At 69.1% G+C, this 15,921-nt stretch carries 15 protein-coding genes; 10 read left to right on the forward strand and 5 right to left on the reverse strand.

The window, feature by feature from the left end; genetic code table 11:
- The first annotated feature begins 40 nt into the window (after positions 1-40).
- The 10 genes from mdeB (at position 41) to BM004_RS18095 (ending at position 11,022) form a co-directional block, all read left to right on the forward strand.
- On the forward strand, positions 41-2,716 hold the full coding sequence (mdeB, locus tag BM004_RS18050; RefSeq protein WP_093215482.1) for an alpha-ketoglutarate dehydrogenase: 2,676 nt from the start codon (positions 41-43) through the stop codon (positions 2,714-2,716).
- 108 nt (positions 2,717-2,824) lie between these two features.
- Entirely contained in the window at positions 2,825-3,226 is a 402-nt protein-coding gene (locus tag BM004_RS18055) for a hypothetical protein (protein WP_093215485.1), read from the forward strand.
- 133 nt (positions 3,227-3,359) lie between these two features.
- A complete protein-coding gene (locus BM004_RS18060) occupies positions 3,360-4,136 on the forward strand; it encodes a FadR/GntR family transcriptional regulator (RefSeq protein ID WP_093129152.1) in 777 nt (258 codons plus the stop codon).
- A gap of 131 nt (positions 4,137-4,267) precedes the next feature.
- Entirely contained in the window at positions 4,268-5,188 is a 921-nt protein-coding gene (gene ltnD, locus BM004_RS18065; RefSeq protein ID WP_093215488.1) for an L-threonate dehydrogenase, read from the forward strand.
- A gap of 31 nt (positions 5,189-5,219) precedes the next feature.
- Positions 5,220-6,233, forward strand: coding sequence for a D-erythronate dehydrogenase (gene denD / locus BM004_RS18070; RefSeq protein WP_093215490.1), 1,014 nt, complete (start codon positions 5,220-5,222; stop codon positions 6,231-6,233).
- 3 nt (positions 6,234-6,236) lie between these two features.
- The gene (gene otnK, locus BM004_RS18075) at positions 6,237-7,508 is read left to right on the forward strand and encodes a 3-oxo-tetronate kinase (RefSeq protein WP_093215493.1); all 1,272 of its coding nucleotides are present in this window, start codon (positions 6,237-6,239) and stop codon (positions 7,506-7,508) included.
- A gap of 323 nt (positions 7,509-7,831) precedes the next feature.
- Positions 7,832-8,497, forward strand: coding sequence for a class II aldolase/adducin family protein (locus BM004_RS18080; protein WP_093215495.1), 666 nt, complete (start codon positions 7,832-7,834; stop codon positions 8,495-8,497).
- A 12-nt stretch (positions 8,498-8,509) separates the two neighbouring features.
- Positions 8,510-9,340 (forward strand): 2-oxo-tetronate isomerase, encoded by an 831-nt coding sequence (gene otnI / locus BM004_RS18085; RefSeq protein WP_093215498.1) that lies wholly within the window; start codon positions 8,510-8,512, stop codon positions 9,338-9,340.
- Positions 9,337-10,533, forward strand: coding sequence for an amidohydrolase family protein (locus BM004_RS18090; protein WP_093215500.1), 1,197 nt, complete (start codon positions 9,337-9,339; stop codon positions 10,531-10,533). The genes otnI and BM004_RS18090 overlap by 4 nt, the downstream gene beginning before the upstream one ends.
- Before the next feature lie 15 nt (positions 10,534-10,548).
- Positions 10,549-11,022, forward strand: coding sequence for a RidA family protein (locus BM004_RS18095; protein WP_093215503.1), 474 nt, complete (start codon positions 10,549-10,551; stop codon positions 11,020-11,022).
- On the opposite strand, the gene BM004_RS18100 is transcribed toward BM004_RS18095, so the two are convergent.
- From BM004_RS18100 to BM004_RS18120, 5 genes are all read right to left on the reverse strand, one after another.
- On the reverse strand, positions 11,015-11,680 hold the full coding sequence (locus BM004_RS18100) for a TetR family transcriptional regulator C-terminal domain-containing protein (protein WP_256219940.1): 666 nt from the start codon (positions 11,678-11,680) through the stop codon (positions 11,015-11,017). The two genes, BM004_RS18095 and BM004_RS18100, sit on opposite strands and share 8 nt — an antisense overlap.
- Entirely contained in the window at positions 11,677-12,651 is a 975-nt protein-coding gene (locus BM004_RS18105; protein WP_093215508.1) for a PDR/VanB family oxidoreductase, read from the reverse strand. Before BM004_RS18105 ends, BM004_RS18100 begins: the two co-directional genes overlap by 4 nt.
- A 71-nt stretch (positions 12,652-12,722) precedes the next feature.
- Positions 12,723-13,313, reverse strand: a complete 591-nt coding sequence (locus BM004_RS18110) for an NAD(P)H-dependent oxidoreductase (protein ID WP_093129045.1) — start codon at positions 13,311-13,313, stop codon at positions 12,723-12,725.
- A 146-nt stretch (positions 13,314-13,459) separates the two neighbouring features.
- Positions 13,460-14,497: an ABC transporter substrate-binding protein gene (locus tag BM004_RS18115; protein WP_093129046.1), complete on the reverse strand. Its 1,038-nt coding sequence runs from the start codon at positions 14,495-14,497 to the stop codon at positions 13,460-13,462.
- Between the two features lie 56 nt (positions 14,498-14,553).
- Positions 14,554-15,918, reverse strand: coding sequence for an FAD-binding oxidoreductase (locus BM004_RS18120; protein ID WP_093215511.1), 1,365 nt, complete (start codon positions 15,916-15,918; stop codon positions 14,554-14,556).
- Positions 15,919-15,921: the final 3 nt, after the last annotated feature.

Here is a 15,921-nt window from a genome sequence, read left to right on the forward strand (position 1 = left end):
CCGGTAGCTAATTCTTCGGGGTGCGGCCTAAAGTGCCGATATGAACGCCCCGATCTCGCCCGACCAGATGCGCGCCCTGCTGCTCGACACGCCGCTTGCTTCGCCGTCTCACGACCCCGATCCCGCGGAAACCGCCGAATGGCGCGACGCCTTCCTGGCGCTGGCGCAAACGCAGGGGCCGCAGCGCGCCCGGCAGATGCTGGTCGAGCTGGCCCGCCTCGCGCGCCAGCAGCGCATCGGCTGGCAGCCCGAGCTGGCCACGCCGTACGTCAACACCATCGCCGCGGCCGACCAGCCGCCGTTCCCGGGCGACCTGGCCGTCGAGGAAAAGCTCGCCTCGCTGATGCGCTGGAATGCGCTCGCCATGGTGGCCAAGGCCAACCAGGCCTACGGCGAGCTCGGCGGCCACATCGCCAGCTATGCCAGCGCGGCCGACCTGTTCGAGACCGGCTTCAACCATTTCTTTCACGCGCGCAGCGAGCAGCATCGCGGCGACCTCGTGTTCTTCCAGCCGCACAGCGCGCCCGGCGTCTATGCCCGCGCGTACCTCGAAGGCCGCCTGAGCGAAGAAGACCTGAAGCACTACCGCCAGGAACTCACGGCCCCGGCCTTCGTCAATGGCGACGGCAGCGGCGCGCGCGGCCTCAGCAGCTACCCGCACCCGTACCTGATGCCGGACTTCTGGCAGTTCCCCACCGGCTCGATGGGCATCGGCCCGATCAGCTCGATCTACCACGCGCGCTTCATGCGCTACCTCACGCACCGCAACCTGCTGAACTGCGAAGGGCGCAAGGTGTGGGGCGTGTTCGGCGACGGCGAGATGGACGAGCCCGAGTCCATGAGCGCATTGACGCTCGCCGCGCGCGAGAAGCTCGACAACCTCGTGTGGGTGGTCAACTGCAACCTGCAGCGCCTGGACGGCCCGGTGCGCGGCAACGGCCGCATCATCGACGAGCTCGAGAAGCTCTTCGCCGGCGCGGGCTGGAACGTCGTCAAGCTGGTGTGGGGCAGCGACTGGGACGGCCTGTTCGCGCAGGACGTGAGCGGTGCCCTGGCGCGCGTGTTCGCCGAAACCGTCGACGGCCAGATGCAGACCTTCGCCGCGAAGGACGGCCGCTTCAACCGCGACAACTTCTTCGGCCAGAACCCCGAGCTCGCGCGCCTGGCCGAAGGCATGACCGACGAGCAGATCGACCGCCTGAAGCGCGGCGGCCACGACCTCGTGAAGATCCACGCGGCCTACGCCGCCGCGGCCAAGCACAAGGGCCAGCCCACGGTGATCCTTGCCCACACCAAGAAGGGCTACGGCATGGGCAGCGCGGCGCAGGGCAAGATGACCACGCACTCGCACAAGAAGATGGGCGACGTGGACCTCATCGAATTCCGCGACCGCTTCAACCTGCCGCTGACCGACGCGCAGGCCACCGCGATGGACTTCTACCGCCCCGCCGAAGACAGCGCCGAGATGCGCTACCTGCGCCAGCACCGCGAAGCGCTCGGCGGTGCCATGCCGCGGCGCGAGACCGCCTGCGACGTGGTGGCCAAGCCCGAGCTCGCGAGCTACGCGCAGTTCGCGACCGCCGCGGCCGGCAAGGAGATGAGCACCACCATGGCCTTCGTGCGCATGCTGGGCAACCTGCTGAAAGACAAGGCCCTGGGCCCGCGCATCGTGCCCATCGTGGCCGACGAGGCGCGCACCTTCGGCATGGCCAACCTGTTCAAGCAGGTGGGCATCTATTCGAGCGTGGGCCAGCGCTATGCGCCGGAGGACATCGGCTCGGTGCTGAGCTACCGCGAAGCCACCGACGGGCAGATCCTCGAAGAGGGCATCAGCGAAGCCGGCGCCATCGCGAGCTGGACGGCCGCCGCCACCAGCTACAGCGTGCACGGCCTGGCGATGCTGCCGTTCTACATCTACTACTCGATGTTCGGCTTCCAGCGCGTGGGCGACGCCATCTGGGCCGCGGCCGACCAGCGCGCGCGCGGCTTCCTGCTGGGCGCCACGTCGGGGCGCACCACGCTCGGCGGCGAAGGCCTGCAGCACCAGGACGGCAGCAGCCACCTGGTGGCTGCGACCATCCCCAACTGCAAGGCCTACGACCCGGCCTATGCGGGCGAGATGGCGGTGATCGTCGACGCGGGCATCCGCGAGATGATGGTCGAGCAGAAGGACGTGTTCTATTACGTCACGCTCATGAATGAGAACTACGCGCAGCCCGACGTGCCCGAGGGTGCGGAAGGCGACATCCTGCGCGGGTGCTACCGCTTCGGCGTGTATGCGCCCGCAGCGGGAAAAGCCACGAAGAAGGTCACCCTGATGGGCTCGGGCGCGATCCTCACCGAGGTGGTCAAGGCCGCGCAGCTGCTGGCCGACGAAGGCATCGAGGCCGAGGTGTTCAGCGTCACGAGCTGGAGCGAACTGGCGCGCGACGGCGCGGCATGCGAGCAGCGGGCGTTGGCAGGCGCCAATTCGGAAGCGGCTGGCACCGCGTTCATCGCGCAGCAGCTCGGCAAGGGCACGGCCCCGATCGTTGCCGCCACCGACTACGTGCGCGCCGTGCCGGAAAGCGTGCGCGCCTTCCTGCCCGAAGGCCGCCGCTACCTCACGCTGGGCACCGACGGCTTCGGTCGCAGCGACACGCGCGCGGCGCTGCGCGGGTTCTTCGGGGTGGATGCGCAGAGCATTGCGCGGGCGGCGCGGCACGCGTTGGGCTGAAGGTCTGCGCGTGTGCCGGCTGCATGGCAGACCGGCCTCGGCATGGCCTGTAGAGACGCGAACGCGCGAGAATCCTGCCTCGTTTCATAACCAGGGAGGGCACACGCAATGGATCAGCAAGAACTCATGCGCAATGGGGTCGACGGAAAGGCCGACACCTTTGTCATCGCGATGGTCATGCACCTCAAGGACCCGGACGATCTCATGCAGGAGAGTCGGGTGTTCAAGTCCGTCGTGCTCGATTGGTTTCAGGCGAGAGGTGCGACGGCTGAAGGTGTCGAGTTGATCGCCGTGTCCGACCCGAAGTACCACGGCGCGATCAAGCAACTGTTCGACACCCTTCATGCCGGCGAGGTGAGCCTTGTGCCGGTGTTCGAAAAGGTTTACTTTCGCTTGGCGCTGCATGACGCATCGGGCGCGATGATCGAAGAAGCCGACCATCCACCTGCAATGAAAGCCGAGGCGAAGGCCGGTGTGCTTTCGCGCTTCTTCAAGAAGTTCTCTGGCTGATCGGGAGCTTTGGAGCTTTGGCGCTTCGTGGGGGTCAGGGGTCTCGGCACACCCGCGCTCGGCCTGCCCGAGTGACGCCGCGCTGGTTGGCGCAGCTCAGTTAGAGTCGCAACCCCCGATCCTGTCCGCACCCATGACCGCCCGCTTCCAATCCATCGCCCCCGGTGCCCGCCTGGCCGACCAGGTGGCCGATGCACTGGCCACCGAGCTGCGCAGCGGGCGCTTGTCCGAAGGCGACCGGCTGCCGACCGAGACCGCACTGGCCGAGCAGTTCGGCGTGAGCCGCACCGTGGTGCGCGAGGCGGTGTCGCGGCTGAAGTCGCTGGGCCTGCTCGATTCGCGCCAGGGCAGCGGCGTGTACGTGCGCGCGGCTGGCGTCGAGCCGTTGCGCTTCGAGATGCCGCACGTGGCCTCGCGCGAGGCGGTGATCCAGATGGTCGAGCTGCGCCGCGCGCTCGAGGCCGAGGTGGCCGCGCTGGCCGCCGAGCGCCGCAGCAAGACCGACCTGCGCCGCATCCGCGAAGCCATCAAGGCGCTCAAGGTGGCCGTGGCGGCCGGCGGCAACGGGGCCGACGAAGACGTGCGCTTTCACACCGCCATCGCGGAGGCCGCACGCAACCCCTTCCTTCTCGGCACCCTTCAGTACCTGCGGCAGTTCCTGCACGGCGCCACGCGCGTGACGCGCGCCAACGAGGCGCGCCGCGCCGACTTCGCGGCGCAGGTGGCGCAGGAACACGCGCTGATCGTCGAGGCCATCGATGCGGGCGACGCGGTGCGCGCGCGCGAGGCCGCCAAGGCGCACATGGACAACGCGATCCGCCGCATCGAGCAGGCCGATCCGGCCTTCTGGCAGCAAGAGGGCGCGCGGCTCGCAAGGCCGTTGGTCGAAGACTGGCCGGCGAGCCGCTGAGCGGCTCATCGCCCTGGTGTGCGGGTTAGATCGGATCGGCGCAACGGACCTGAATTTGTATGATGACCTGACAAATTGAAGCGCGAGGCCCCAAGGCCTGCGCTGCACCTCTCACACCGGAAAGCCTCTGCATGACCACCACCCATCCCCCTGTTGTCGGCCTTGTCGGCCTCGGCGCCATGGGCGCCGGCATGGCGCAATCGCTGCGCCGCGCGGGCCACGCGCCGCATGTGTTCGACGTGCGCCGCGACGTGGCCGAGGCCTTCGCGCGCGACGGCGGCACCGCCTGCGACACGCTGGCCGCACTCGGCGCGCAATGCGACATCGTGGTCAGCGTCGTCGTCAACGCGGCGCAGACCGAGTCGGTGCTGTTCGGCGACGGCACCGTGCCCGGTTGCGCGGCGTCGATGAAGCCCGGCAGCCTGTTCGTCATGTGTTCCACCGTCGACCCCAACTGGTCGGTGGCACTCGAAGCACGGCTGGCCAAGCTCGGCCTGCTGTACCTCGACGCGCCCATCTCCGGCGGCGCCGCCAAGGCCGCCAGCGGCCAGATGACGATGATGACCGCGGGCACCCCCGCCGCCTACGAGAAGGCCGGCGCGCTGCTCGACGCCATGGCCGCCAAGGTCTACCGCCTGGGCGACAGCGCGGGCGCGGGCAGCAAGGTGAAGGTCATCAACCAGCTGCTGGCCGGCGTGCACATTGCCGCGGCGGCCGAGGCCATGGCACTGGGCCTGCGCGAAGGCGTGGACCCGGCGGCGCTGTACGAGGTGATCACGCACAGCGCGGGCAACAGCTGGATGTTCGAGAACCGCATGGCGCACGTGCTCGCGGGCGACTACACGCCGCTGTCGGCGGTCGACATCTTCGTGAAGGACCTGGGGCTGGTGCTCGACGTGGCGCGCGCCACCAAGTTTCCGCTGCCGCTGTCGTCCACCGCGCACCAGATGTTCATGCAGGCCTCGACCGCGGGCTACGCGCGCGAGGACGACAGCGCGGTCATCAAGATCTTCCCGGGCATCGAGGTGCCCGGCCCCCAAAAAAAGGCCTGAAAACAAGCCCGAACCCGAAGGACACACGCTCATGAACATCCTCATCACCGGCGGCTGCGGCTTCCTCGGCGCCCGCCTCGCCCGCACCTTGCTCGCGGGCGGCAACCTCTCGTTGGCCGGCGGCGCAGCGCAGCCCGTCTCGCGCATCACCCTGGCCGACCGCGTGCCGCCGCCCGCCGACCTGGCCGGCGACGCGCGCGTGCAGTTCGTGCAGGGCGACCTCTGCGAGCAGGCCGGCAACGGCGCGCTGCCGCTGGCGGACACCCACGCGGTGTTCCACCTGGCCGCGGCCGTGAGCGGCGAGTGCGAAGCCGACTTCGACCTGGGCATGCGCAGCAACCTCGACACCACGCGGACCCTGCTCGAAGCCTGCCGCCGCGCCGGCCGCGCACCGGTGTTCGTGTTCTCCAGCTCGGTGGCGGTGTTCGGCGATTCGCCCGAGCAGCGCCTGCCCGCGGTGATCGAAGACACGACGTTGCCCACCCCGCAGAACAGCTACGGCATCCAGAAGTTCATCGGCGAACAGCTGGTGGCCGACTTCACGCGCAAGGGTTTCGTGCAGGGCCGCAACGTGCGGCTCATGACGGTGTCGGTGCGACCGGGCAAGCCCAACGGCGCGGCCTCCAGTTTCCTGAGCGGCATGCTGCGCGAGCCGCTGGCCGGCGAGCGCGCGCGCTGCCCGGTGTCGCCCGACACGCCCGTCGCGCTGGCATCGCCCGGGAACACCGTGCAGGGCATCGTGCGCGCGGCCACGGCCAGCGCCGCCGAGTGGGGTGCGCGCACGGCCATCAACCTGCCCGCGCTGACCACCACCGTGCGCGAGATGGCGCAGTCGCTCGAGCGCATCGCCGGCAAGGACGCAACGGGCCTGATCGACTGGGCGCTCGATGCCGCCGTCGCGAAGATCGTCACCAGCTGGCCCAGCCGCGTCCACGCGGCGCGCGCCGAGGCGCTGGGCCTGAAGGCCGACGCGAGCTTCGACGCGATCCTGCGCGACTACGTGCGCGAGAACGCGCAGGCGGTCAAGCTGCCGGTGAAGGACTGAGCCATGGCCCAGCTCGTGCTCGGCTGCATCGCCGACGATTTCACCGGCGCCACCGACCTCGCCAACAACCTGGTGCGCGCCGGCATGCGCGTGGTGCAGGCCATCGGCGTGCCCGATGGGCCGCTGGACGCCGATGTCGATGCCGTGGTGGTCGCGCTCAAGTCGCGCACCATCGCGCCGGCCGAGGCCATCGCGCAGTCGCTGGCCGCGCTGCGCTGGCTGCGGGCGCAGGGTGCGCAGCAGATCTACTTCAAGTACTGCTCGACCTTCGACAGCACACCGCAAGGCAACATCGGCCCGGTCACCGAGGCGCTGATGGATGCGCTGCAATGCGACTTCACCGTCGCCACGCCCGCCTTCCCCGACAACAAGCGCACCGTGTTCAAGGGCTACCTGTTCGCGGGCGACGTGCTGCTCAACGAGAGCGGCATGCAGAACCACCCGCTCACGCCCATGACCGACCCGAACCTGGTGCGCGTGCTGCAGGCGCAGTGCCGGCGCAAGGTGGGGCTCATCGACTACACGGTGGTGGCGCGCGGCGCGGCCGCCATCGGTGAGCGCATCGCGCAGCTGAAAGGCGAGGGCGTGGCCATCGCCGTCGTCGACGCGGTGTCGAACGACGACCTGTTGCGCATGGGGCCGGCACTCGCGAAGATGCCGTTGCTCACGGCGGGCTCGGGCGTGGCCATCGGCCTGCCGGCCAACTTCGGGCTGGCGCCGTCGTCGCAGGCCAGTGCGTTGCCGAAAGCCGGCGGCAGGACGGCGGTGGTCTCGGGCAGCTGCTCGCTCGCCACCAACCGCCAGGTGCTCGACTTCATCCAGCGCGGCGGCGCGGCCATGGCCATCGATCCGCTGCGCATCGCGGCGGGTGTGGATGTCGCGGCCGAGGTGCTGGCCTGGGCCGCACCGCTGATCGGCAAGGGGCCGGTGCTCGTCTATTCCACCGCCGAAGCCGGCGCCGTGAAGTCGGTGCAGGGCCGCCTGGGCGTGGAGGAGGCCGGCGCGATGGTCGAGCGCACCATCGCCGCGATTGCACGCGGCCTGGTCGAGCGCGGCGTGCATCAACTGGTGGTGGCCGGCGGCGAGACCGCGGGTGCGTGCGTGCAGGCGCTGGGCATCGCGCAGATGCAGATCGGGCCGCAGATCGATCCGGGCGTGCCGTGGTGCCATGCGCGCTCGGACGCGGCGCCCGAGTCGGGCTTGCACATTGCCCTGAAGTCCGGCAACTTCGGCAGCGATGACTTTTTTACGAAGGCCTTTGCGGTGCTCGGATGAAATTTGCGGTCGTTGTGCGTGAGGTGCGGTTTTCAGGGCGCGCTCACGCCGACGGGGTACCTTGCTCCGCGAATGTCCCCCGGCCTGCGGCCTCCTCCTTTATTTCGCTGCGCAAGGCACCCCATCGACGTGAGCGTTGTCAGCAGCGGTTGTTGATCGAGCGGAGCAACCGCGGCGCCTCTTGTCCTCAGAGGGTCGGGTGCTCCCTGCAGCGAAACAAAAAGAAGGCCGCAGGCCGGGGGACATTCGCGGAGGGGAGTGCCCGGCGGCCTGTGCACGCGCCCTGAACAACAACTGCCGAAACAAACCCGCAGACTCTTGATATGAACGAAACCCAAGCACGAGAAGAAATCTGCCGCACAGGCCGCAGCCTGTTCGAACGCGGCTACGTTCACGCCACGGCCGGCAACATCAGCGTGCGATTGGACGACGGCTTTCTCATCACGCCGACCGACGCCTGCCTGGGCTTCCTGGACCCCGCGCGCCTGGCCAGGCTGGATGCGAAAGGCCAGCAGACCAGCGGCGACCGCGCCAGCAAAACGATCGCGCTGCACACCCGCATCTACACCGCCGCGCGCAAGTTCGACCCCGACACAGCCTGCGTGATCCACACGCACAGCACCCACTGCGTGGCGCTCACGCTGAACAACCCGGGTGACGAGTTGCTCGCTGCGCTCACCCCGTACTTCGTGATGAAGGTCGGCCACGTGCCGGTCATTCCGTACCACCGCCCCGGCGCACCCGAAGCCGCCGAACAGGTGGCCCAGGCCATCGAACGCTTCGGCGCCGCCGGCACGCCGGTGCGCGCCGTGATGCTCACGCGGCTGGGCCCCAACGTCTGGCACGACACACCGGCCGCCGCCATGGCCGTGCTCGAGGAACTCGAGGAAACCGCCCGGCTCCAGATGCTTGCGGGCCCTGCAAAGCCTGCACCGCTGAACGCCGACCACATCGATGAACTGCGCCGCACCTTCGGTGCGCGCTGGTAGTACAAACACGCCATGCCCCAATTCGCCGCCAACCTCTCGATGCTCTACCCGGAGCTCGCCTTTCTCGACCGCTTCGACGCCGCCGCGAAAGACGGCTTCAAGGCCGTGGAGTACCTCTTTCCGTACGACTTCGCGAAGGAAGAACTCCTCGCGCGGCTCCAGCACAACGGGCTGCAGCAGGTGCTGTTCAACGGCCCGCCCGGCGACTGGGCCGGCGGCGATGGCGGCCTGGCCTGCCTGCCCGGGCGCGACGCCGAGTTCCGCGAAGGCATTGCCAAGGCCATCGACTACGCCGTGGCACTGGCCTGCCCGCGCATCCACGTCATGGCCGGCCTCGTGCCCGAAGGGCTGGAACGCGACGCGCTGCAACCCGTGTACCTCGACAACCTGCGCTGGGCCGCGGCCGAAGCCGCCAAGGCCGGCCGCGATGTGCTCATCGAGCCCATCAACACGCGCGACATTCCCGGCTTCTTCCTCAACCGGCAGGACCACGCGCACGAGATCGTCGAGGCCGTCGGCGCGCCCAACCTCAAGGTGCAGATGGACCTGTACCACTGCCAGATCGTCGAGGGCGACGTGGCGATGAAGATCCGCAAGTACCTGCCCACGGGCCGTGTCGGCCACATCCAGATCGCGGGCGTGCCCGACCGGCACGAGCCCGACACCGGCGAGCAGAACTATCCCTACCTGTTCGACGTGCTCGACGAGGTGTCGGCGCAATGCGGCTGGCAGGGCTGGGTCGGCTGCGAATACCGGCCGCGCCGTGGCGCCGTGCCGGGCGGCACGTCGGAGGGGCTCGGCTGGCTGCGCGAACAGCGGCAACGCAGCGGCAGCGCCGCATGAAGCTTGAAGCGCTGCGCATTCCGGCGCCATTGCGCGGCTTCGCGGCAGGCGAAGCGCAGCTGTTCGACATCGCGCTGGCGGGCGACAGGGTCGAGTCGGTCGTGCCGAGCGCCCAGCAGGCGCAGGCAAGCGGCACCTTGCTGAGCGCGCTGGTCGACGCGCACGCGCACATCGACAAGAACTACACCGTGCAGGACGTCGGCGCCGCGCAGGGCAACCTGTTCGCCGCCATCGAGCGCATGAACAGGCACCGCGAGAGCTGGACCGGCGAGTCGCTGCGCCTTCGCATGGAGCGCGCATTGAACGACGCATGGCGGTCGGGCACGCGCGCGCTGCGCACGCACCTCGACTGGGTGCAGGCCGAGCCGCCGGCCGCGCTGGCCGTGTTCGAGGCATTGCGCGAGGAATGGCGCGGCCGTGTCGAGTTGCAGTTCGTCTCGCTCACGCCGCTCGACCTGTTCGCCGACATGGCCGCGGGCGAGCGCATCGCGCGCGAGGTGAAACGCGCGGGCGGCACGCTGGGTGCGTTCGTGTACCGCAACGAGGGCATCGTCCACAAGCTCGGGCGCGTGTTCGACCTCGCGCAGCAGCACGGGCTGGGCCTCGACTTCCACGTCGACGAAGGGCTCGACGTGGAGGCCAGCGGCCTGCGCAGCATCGCGCAGCTGGTGCGGGCGCGCGACTTCGCGCAGGGCGTGGTCTGCGGCCACTGCTGCTCGCTCTCGGTGCAGGACGACGCGGTGGCCAATGAAACGCTCGCGCTGTGCGCGGGCGCGGGGCTGCACCTCGTCGCGCTGCCCACCACCAACCTCTACCTGCAGGGCGCCTGGGACCGCACGCCGGTGCAGCGCGGCATCACGCGCATCCGCGAGGCGGCGGCACGGGGCTTGCGTGCGAGCCTGGCAACCGACAACGTGCAGGACGCCTTCTATCCCTACGGCAGCTACGACCTGCTGGAGACCTTCGGCCTCGGCGTGCAGATGGCACACCTGGCGCCGGCCTCCGACTGGCTCGACACCGTCACCGTGAACCCCGCGAAGGCGCTGGGGCTCGCGTGGGACGGGCGCATTGCGCCGGGCTGCCCGGCGGACCTGCTGGTGCTGTCGGCCACCGACGAACACGAACTCATCGGCCCGCGCGGACGGCAACGCACCGTCATCCGCGCGGGCCGCGTGCTCGACACCTTGAACTGAATCTGGAGAACACCCATGAGCATGGGCAAGCCAATGGCCAACTATGCCGCCGCCAAGCGCGTCGGCGATTTCGTCTTCATGAGCGGCGTGGTCGCCGTCGACCCGGCCACGCGCCGCGCGGTGGCCGGCTACGACGCCATTCCCGAAGAGGCACGCACCGCGCTGCAGGGCGTGGGCTATGCCACGGGCCAGATGTCGGTCGATGTGTTCGAGGCGCCCATCGTGGCGCAGAGCTGGTTCGTGCTGGAGCGCATCCGCCAGATCGCGGCCGAGCACGGCGGCACCATGGAAGACGTGGTGAAGCTGGTGCAGTACTTCCGCCACCTGCCGCACTACGCGTTCTACAACCGCGTGCGCGGCCTGTTCTATCCGGGCGAGCCGCCGGTGAGCACGGTGGTCGAGGTGTCGCGCTTCCTGCCCGGCGACGAGGTGCTGGTGGAAGTGGAAGCCACCATGTACCTGCCCAGGCGCGCGTCTTCTTCTATTTGACGCCCGCGCCCTTCAGCAGGAATTCGGTCACCTGCTCGATCAGGTAGCGCCGGTCCCGGTCGTCGCCCAGCGTGGCCGCGCCGCGGTAGTAGGCGGCCTGCGTGGCGTGGTCGGCGTAGAACTGCGTCACGGCCCAGATGTGGAACAGCACCAGCATCGGGTCGGCGCTGTCCATCAGGCCCTGGTTCATCCAGTTCTGGATCACGGCGGCGGCCTGGTCGGTGCGCTGCTTGCTCGTGTCCATCATGTTGTTGATGACGGGCGCGCCGCGCATCATCTCGGCCGTGAAGATGCGCGAGCGCAGCGGGTGCTCGAACGAGAACATCATCTTGCGATGGATCAGGTCGCCCAGCACCTTGCGCGGGCCGAAGGCCTCGTCGCTGAAGCCGAACACCACGATCCAGTCGGTCAGGATGTCCTGCAGCACCTGGCGGTACAACGCCTCCTTGCTGTCGATGTAGTAGTGCAGCTGCGCCTTCGACAGCCCCGCCTTGTCGGCGATGGCCTGCGTCGACGCGCCGGCCAGCCCTTCGGTGGCGAACACCTCGATGGCGGCCTGGTTGATGAGGCCGAGCACCTGCGTGTACTTGCGCGAGCGCCCACGCGTGGCGGGCGCCTCGGCGTCGCCCTCTTCGGCCATCGGGGGGGCTGCGCTCACAGCTGCAGCACCAGTTCCAGGCCCTTGGCGCGCGAGCAGCACAGCGCCACCTTGTGGCGGCGCTCGCTGCCGGTGAGGCAGAAGTCGCGGTGCTCGGCGCCTTCGCCGTCGCCCTCGACCACGCAGGTGCCGCACAGGCCCTGCTGGCACGACACGGGAATGTCGATGCCGACCTCATGCAGCGCATCGACCGCCGTCTGGTCCGCGGCCACCGGCACCGTGATGCCGCGCTGCGCGAGCTTCAGCGTGAAGGGCAGGCCGGTGGTGGTGTTGGCGTCGGTCGGCGCGGCGAAGTATTCGGCGTGCAATGCGTCCTCGGGCCAGTGCGTGCTGGCATCGCGCACCGCCTGCATGAAGCCGCCGGGGCCGCACACGTAGAGGTGCGTGCCGGGCGCACGCTCGGCCAGCAGCGCGCGCAAGTCGATGCGCTGCGACGCATCGCCTAGACCTCCCTGGTCGAGGTGCAAGCGCAGGTGCGGCGCCAGCGCGGGGTCGCGCAGCGCATCGGCAAAGGCCAGGTGCTCCTCGCTGCGCGCGAACACGCACAGCGTGAACGCGGCGCCGCGCGCGGCCAGCGCCTGCGCCATGGCCAGCAGCGGCGTCATGCCGATGCCGCCGGCCAGCAGCAGGTGGTGCGTGGCCTCCTCGCGCAGCGGGAAGGTGTTGCGCGGCGCGCTGATGGGCAGCAGGTCGCCCTCGCGCACGCGCTCGTGCATCGAGGCCGAGCCGCCTCGGCTGCCGGCCTCGCGCTTCACGCCGATCACATAGGTGCCCGCGTTCGACGCGGCGGGGGCGCGCGCCAGCGAGTACTGGCGCGAGAAGCCGCCGGGCATGTGCACGTCGATGTGCGCGCCGGCCTCGTACGCGGGCAGCGGCCGGCCCCACGGGTGGGCCAGCTCGAAGGCGAGGATTTCCGGCGTCTGGCGCGAGATGCGTTCGACGCGGACGGTGAGCGTGCGTTCGAGGCTCATGGTGGCTCCCTGTACTCGTTGTGACTCGTTATGACTCGGGTGTCTGTGACCGGCGATGTCGATCGTGCGGTCTAGATGCTGCCCAGCTTGCGCGACACGCGTTCGATGAAGTGCGTGCGGTCGCTCGCCGTCACGGCGTTCATGTCGTGCAGCTGCAGCCACGTCACCTTGCAGCGCCACGCGAACAGCGCGCGCAGCGCCCGCGTGAAGAGCCGCCGGCCCGGATCGCCGATGACCATCACGAACCAGCGCGGCGAGCCGCCGGTGGTCACCACCGTGAGCCGCTGGATGTGCCGCAGCCCCGACCTGGCGAGCTGGCCCTTGCGCTCGGCGGGCAGGAAGGCCACGCCCGGCAGCCACACCCGTTCGAGCCAGCCCTTGAGCATCGACGGCGGCCCGTGGAACCAGGTGGGAAACACGAACACCAGGTGCTCGGCCCACAGCAGCGCGTCGACGTGGGGTTTCACGCGTTCGCGGATCAGGTCGGGGTTGTCGAGGTAGGCCAGGCGCTCTTCGCGTGTCAGCGTCGGGTCGAAGCCCTCGGCATACAGGTCGATGGCCTTGACGGCGTGGCGCGGTTCGAGTGCCTCGAGCGCGGTGCGGTACAGCGCGTGGTTGAAGCTGTCAGGGTTCGGATGGCAATGGACGACGAGCGTTTTCATGAGGGCCGGTTCGCCTGTCGGCGAGACGGGGTCAGAGCCCAGGGGATAAAAGGCCGCGCGTGCCTTATGGCAACCCAGGCGCCGGCATCTGACCCCGGCGCAAGCCCCGCGCGACCCACGGGAAAAACAAAGAGAGCGAAGGCGGCTTACTTGCCCGTGAGCTTCTTGCGCACGTCCACGCCCACGCCCTTGTTGACGAACTGCGTGGTCACCACCTTCGACAGGTCGACCTCACCCGCCTTGTACAGGCCGGCCTTGACCATCTTGTCGTAGAAGTCCTTCACGCGGGCCTCGTCCATGGCGCCGATGCCCTTGGTGAGCGACTCGCCGCTGTCCACGATGCCCATCTTCTTCATCAGCTCGATGGAGCCCTGCAGCGACGCGACGGGCGAGTCGGGGTTGGTCTTGGCGATGAGCTCGTTGGCGGCCTTGTTGTCGCCGTAGAGGTAGTTGTTCCAGCCGATGATAGAGGCCTCGACGAACTTGCGCACCGTCTCGGGCTTGGTCTTGATCAGGTCGGCGCGCGTCTCGATGGTGGTCGAGTAGGTCGAGAAACCGTTGTCGGCCAGCAGCTGCACCACCGGGTCGAAGCCGGCCTGCGCCTTGATCGACAGCGGCTCCGAGATGGCATAGCCCTGCTGGATGGACTTCTTGTCGGCCAGGAACGGGCCCACGTTGAAGGTGTAGGGCTTGAGCTGCGAGTCCTTGAAGCCGTGCTCGGACTTCATCCACTGCCAGAAGCTGAACTGGCCGTCCTTGCCGATGAAGGCCACGGGCGCCTTGGTCATGTCCTTGAAGGTGTCGAAGCCCTGGCCGGGGTGCGCGAACATGGCCTGCGGGTCCTTCTGGAAGAAGGCCGCCACCACCACCGTGGGCACGCCGTTCTTCACGTTGTCGAAGGACTGCAGCAGGTTGCCGGTCATCAGGAAGTCGACCTTGCCGGCCGGCAGCATGGGCCGGTTGTTGACCATCGGGCCGCCCTGCTGGATCTCGACGTCGAGGCCGTACTTCTTGTAGGTGCCGTCCACCAGCGCCTGGTAGAAGCCGCCGTGCCCGGCCTGCGCTTTCCAGTTGGTGGCGAACACCACTTTTTCCTGCGCCTGCGCGGCGAAGGCGGCGCCGGCGAGGGCCAGGCCAAGGGCAACGGCGCCGAGCGGGCGGATGTGCAAAGCGGGGATGCGCATGGGGACGGACTCCTGTGGAGGTTTTTGGAAAGTACGGGACGCGAAGACTAATCTTTTCAGCGCTCGACGGCCATCTCTGCAGACCAGCCGCGCGTCTTGCCGGGGTTCATGAGGCCCATCGGGTCGCTGCGCTTCTTGAAGTCGATCTGCTGGGTGTCGATGGTCTTCATGCCGCCGTCCTCGATGGTGACCACGTGCGGATTGAAGATCGTGCAGCCGCCCTGCGACTCGATCTCGCGGATCAGCTCGTACTGGTGCGCCTCGCCCTTCCAGCGCACGAGCAGGATGCCGAAGGTGCCGCACTCGCCGCCGGCGCGCGCGAAGTCCTGGTGCTGCAGCACGTCGTCGCCGAAGATCCGCAGGTGCCGCTCGACCACCGCCGGGTCGAAGGGCTGGGCGTAGGCCACCTGCAGGTAGGTCCAGCCGCGGTCGGCCTTCAGCGCCTGCAGCGTCGTGTGGTTGAACGCGCACTCGTAGGCCGGCGGCAGGCCCTCGGCGAGCAGCTCGGCCTCGGTGCCCGCCACGGAGATGGTGCCGCCCTGCGCCGCGGCCAGCGCGCGGAAGCCGGCCATCGACTCGGGCGAGACCATGGCGAACACCGCATGCCGGTCGGCCGGAAAACGGTCGCGCATGGCCGTGTAGTAGGGCGAGAAGCGCGCCTCCACCGTGGACAGCAAGAAGATGTCGAGCGTGGGCGCCTGCGCGGCAATGCCGAAGTCGAGCGCGCCGCGGTAGCTGTCGAACAGCACCGTGCAGTGCACCCACTCGACCGCCGGGCTCAGGGCGACCTCGACGTCGAGGATCACGCCGTTGGTGCCGTAGGCGTGGTGCACCTGCTGGATCTCGTCGCCGACGAGCTCGATGACGCGCGGTTCGCGCTCCACCGTCATCACGCGCGCGCGCAGCAGGTTGCCGGGGTCGCGCAGGATGCCGTGGCGGAACGAGCCGATGCCGCCGAAGCCGCCCGCGATGAAGCCGCCGATGCTGGCCACATGCCAGGTCGAGGGCCACATGCGCAGCGCCTGGCCGGTCTCGCGGGCCGCGAGGTCGATGTCGTGCATGCGCGCGCCCGCCTCCACGCGCATGCGGCCGGGCTGGATGTCCAGCACGCGGCACATCTGCGTCACGTCGAGCACGATGCCGCCTTCCAGCGGCACGCACTGGCCGTAGTTGCCGGTGCCGCCGGCGCGCACGGTGAGCGGCAGCTTCCATTGGGCGGCGACGGCCGCGGCCTGGCGCACGTCGTCCTCGGTGCTGACCTTCACGACGAGGTCGGCCACGCAGCCCGCAAGCTGCGCGGTGAGGATGGGGCTGTACCAGTAGAAGTCCTTGGACAGCTGCTTGCGCTGCGCGGGCGCGGTGATCACGTTGAGGCCGCGCAGGTCGGCGCGCACGGCGTCCCAGTCCACAGGGGGCGCCATGGT

Source organism: Variovorax sp. OK212, from assembly GCF_900112425.1.
GTDB lineage: Bacteria > Pseudomonadota > Gammaproteobacteria > Burkholderiales > Burkholderiaceae_C > Variovorax.

Excerpts from the sequence above, each read along its gene's own strand:
- mdeB (WP_093215482.1), top strand. The coding sequence starts at position 41 with ATGAACGCCCCGATCTCGCCCGACCAGATGCGCGCCCTGCTGCTCGAC.
- BM004_RS18055 (WP_093215485.1), top strand. The coding sequence starts at position 2,825 with ATGGATCAGCAAGAACTCATGCGCAATGGGGTCGACGGAAAGGCCGAC.
- BM004_RS18060 (WP_093129152.1), top strand. The coding sequence starts at position 3,360 with ATGACCGCCCGCTTCCAATCCATCGCCCCCGGTGCCCGCCTGGCCGAC.
- ltnD (WP_093215488.1), top strand. The coding sequence starts at position 4,268 with ATGACCACCACCCATCCCCCTGTTGTCGGCCTTGTCGGCCTCGGCGCC.
- denD (WP_093215490.1), top strand. The coding sequence starts at position 5,220 with ATGAACATCCTCATCACCGGCGGCTGCGGCTTCCTCGGCGCCCGCCTC.
- otnK (WP_093215493.1), top strand. The coding sequence starts at position 6,237 with ATGGCCCAGCTCGTGCTCGGCTGCATCGCCGACGATTTCACCGGCGCC.
- BM004_RS18080 (WP_093215495.1), top strand. The coding sequence starts at position 7,832 with ATGAACGAAACCCAAGCACGAGAAGAAATCTGCCGCACAGGCCGCAGC.
- otnI (WP_093215498.1), top strand. The coding sequence starts at position 8,510 with ATGCCCCAATTCGCCGCCAACCTCTCGATGCTCTACCCGGAGCTCGCC.
- BM004_RS18090 (WP_093215500.1), top strand. The coding sequence starts at position 9,337 with ATGAAGCTTGAAGCGCTGCGCATTCCGGCGCCATTGCGCGGCTTCGCG.
- BM004_RS18095 (WP_093215503.1), top strand. The coding sequence starts at position 10,549 with ATGAGCATGGGCAAGCCAATGGCCAACTATGCCGCCGCCAAGCGCGTC.
- BM004_RS18105 (WP_093215508.1), bottom strand. The coding sequence starts at position 12,651 with ATGAGCCTCGAACGCACGCTCACCGTCCGCGTCGAACGCATCTCGCGC.
- BM004_RS18110 (WP_093129045.1), bottom strand. The coding sequence starts at position 13,313 with ATGAAAACGCTCGTCGTCCATTGCCATCCGAACCCTGACAGCTTCAAC.
- BM004_RS18115 (WP_093129046.1), bottom strand. The coding sequence starts at position 14,497 with ATGCGCATCCCCGCTTTGCACATCCGCCCGCTCGGCGCCGTTGCCCTT.
- BM004_RS18120 (WP_093215511.1), bottom strand. The coding sequence starts at position 15,918 with ATGGCGCCCCCTGTGGACTGGGACGCCGTGCGCGCCGACCTGCGCGGC.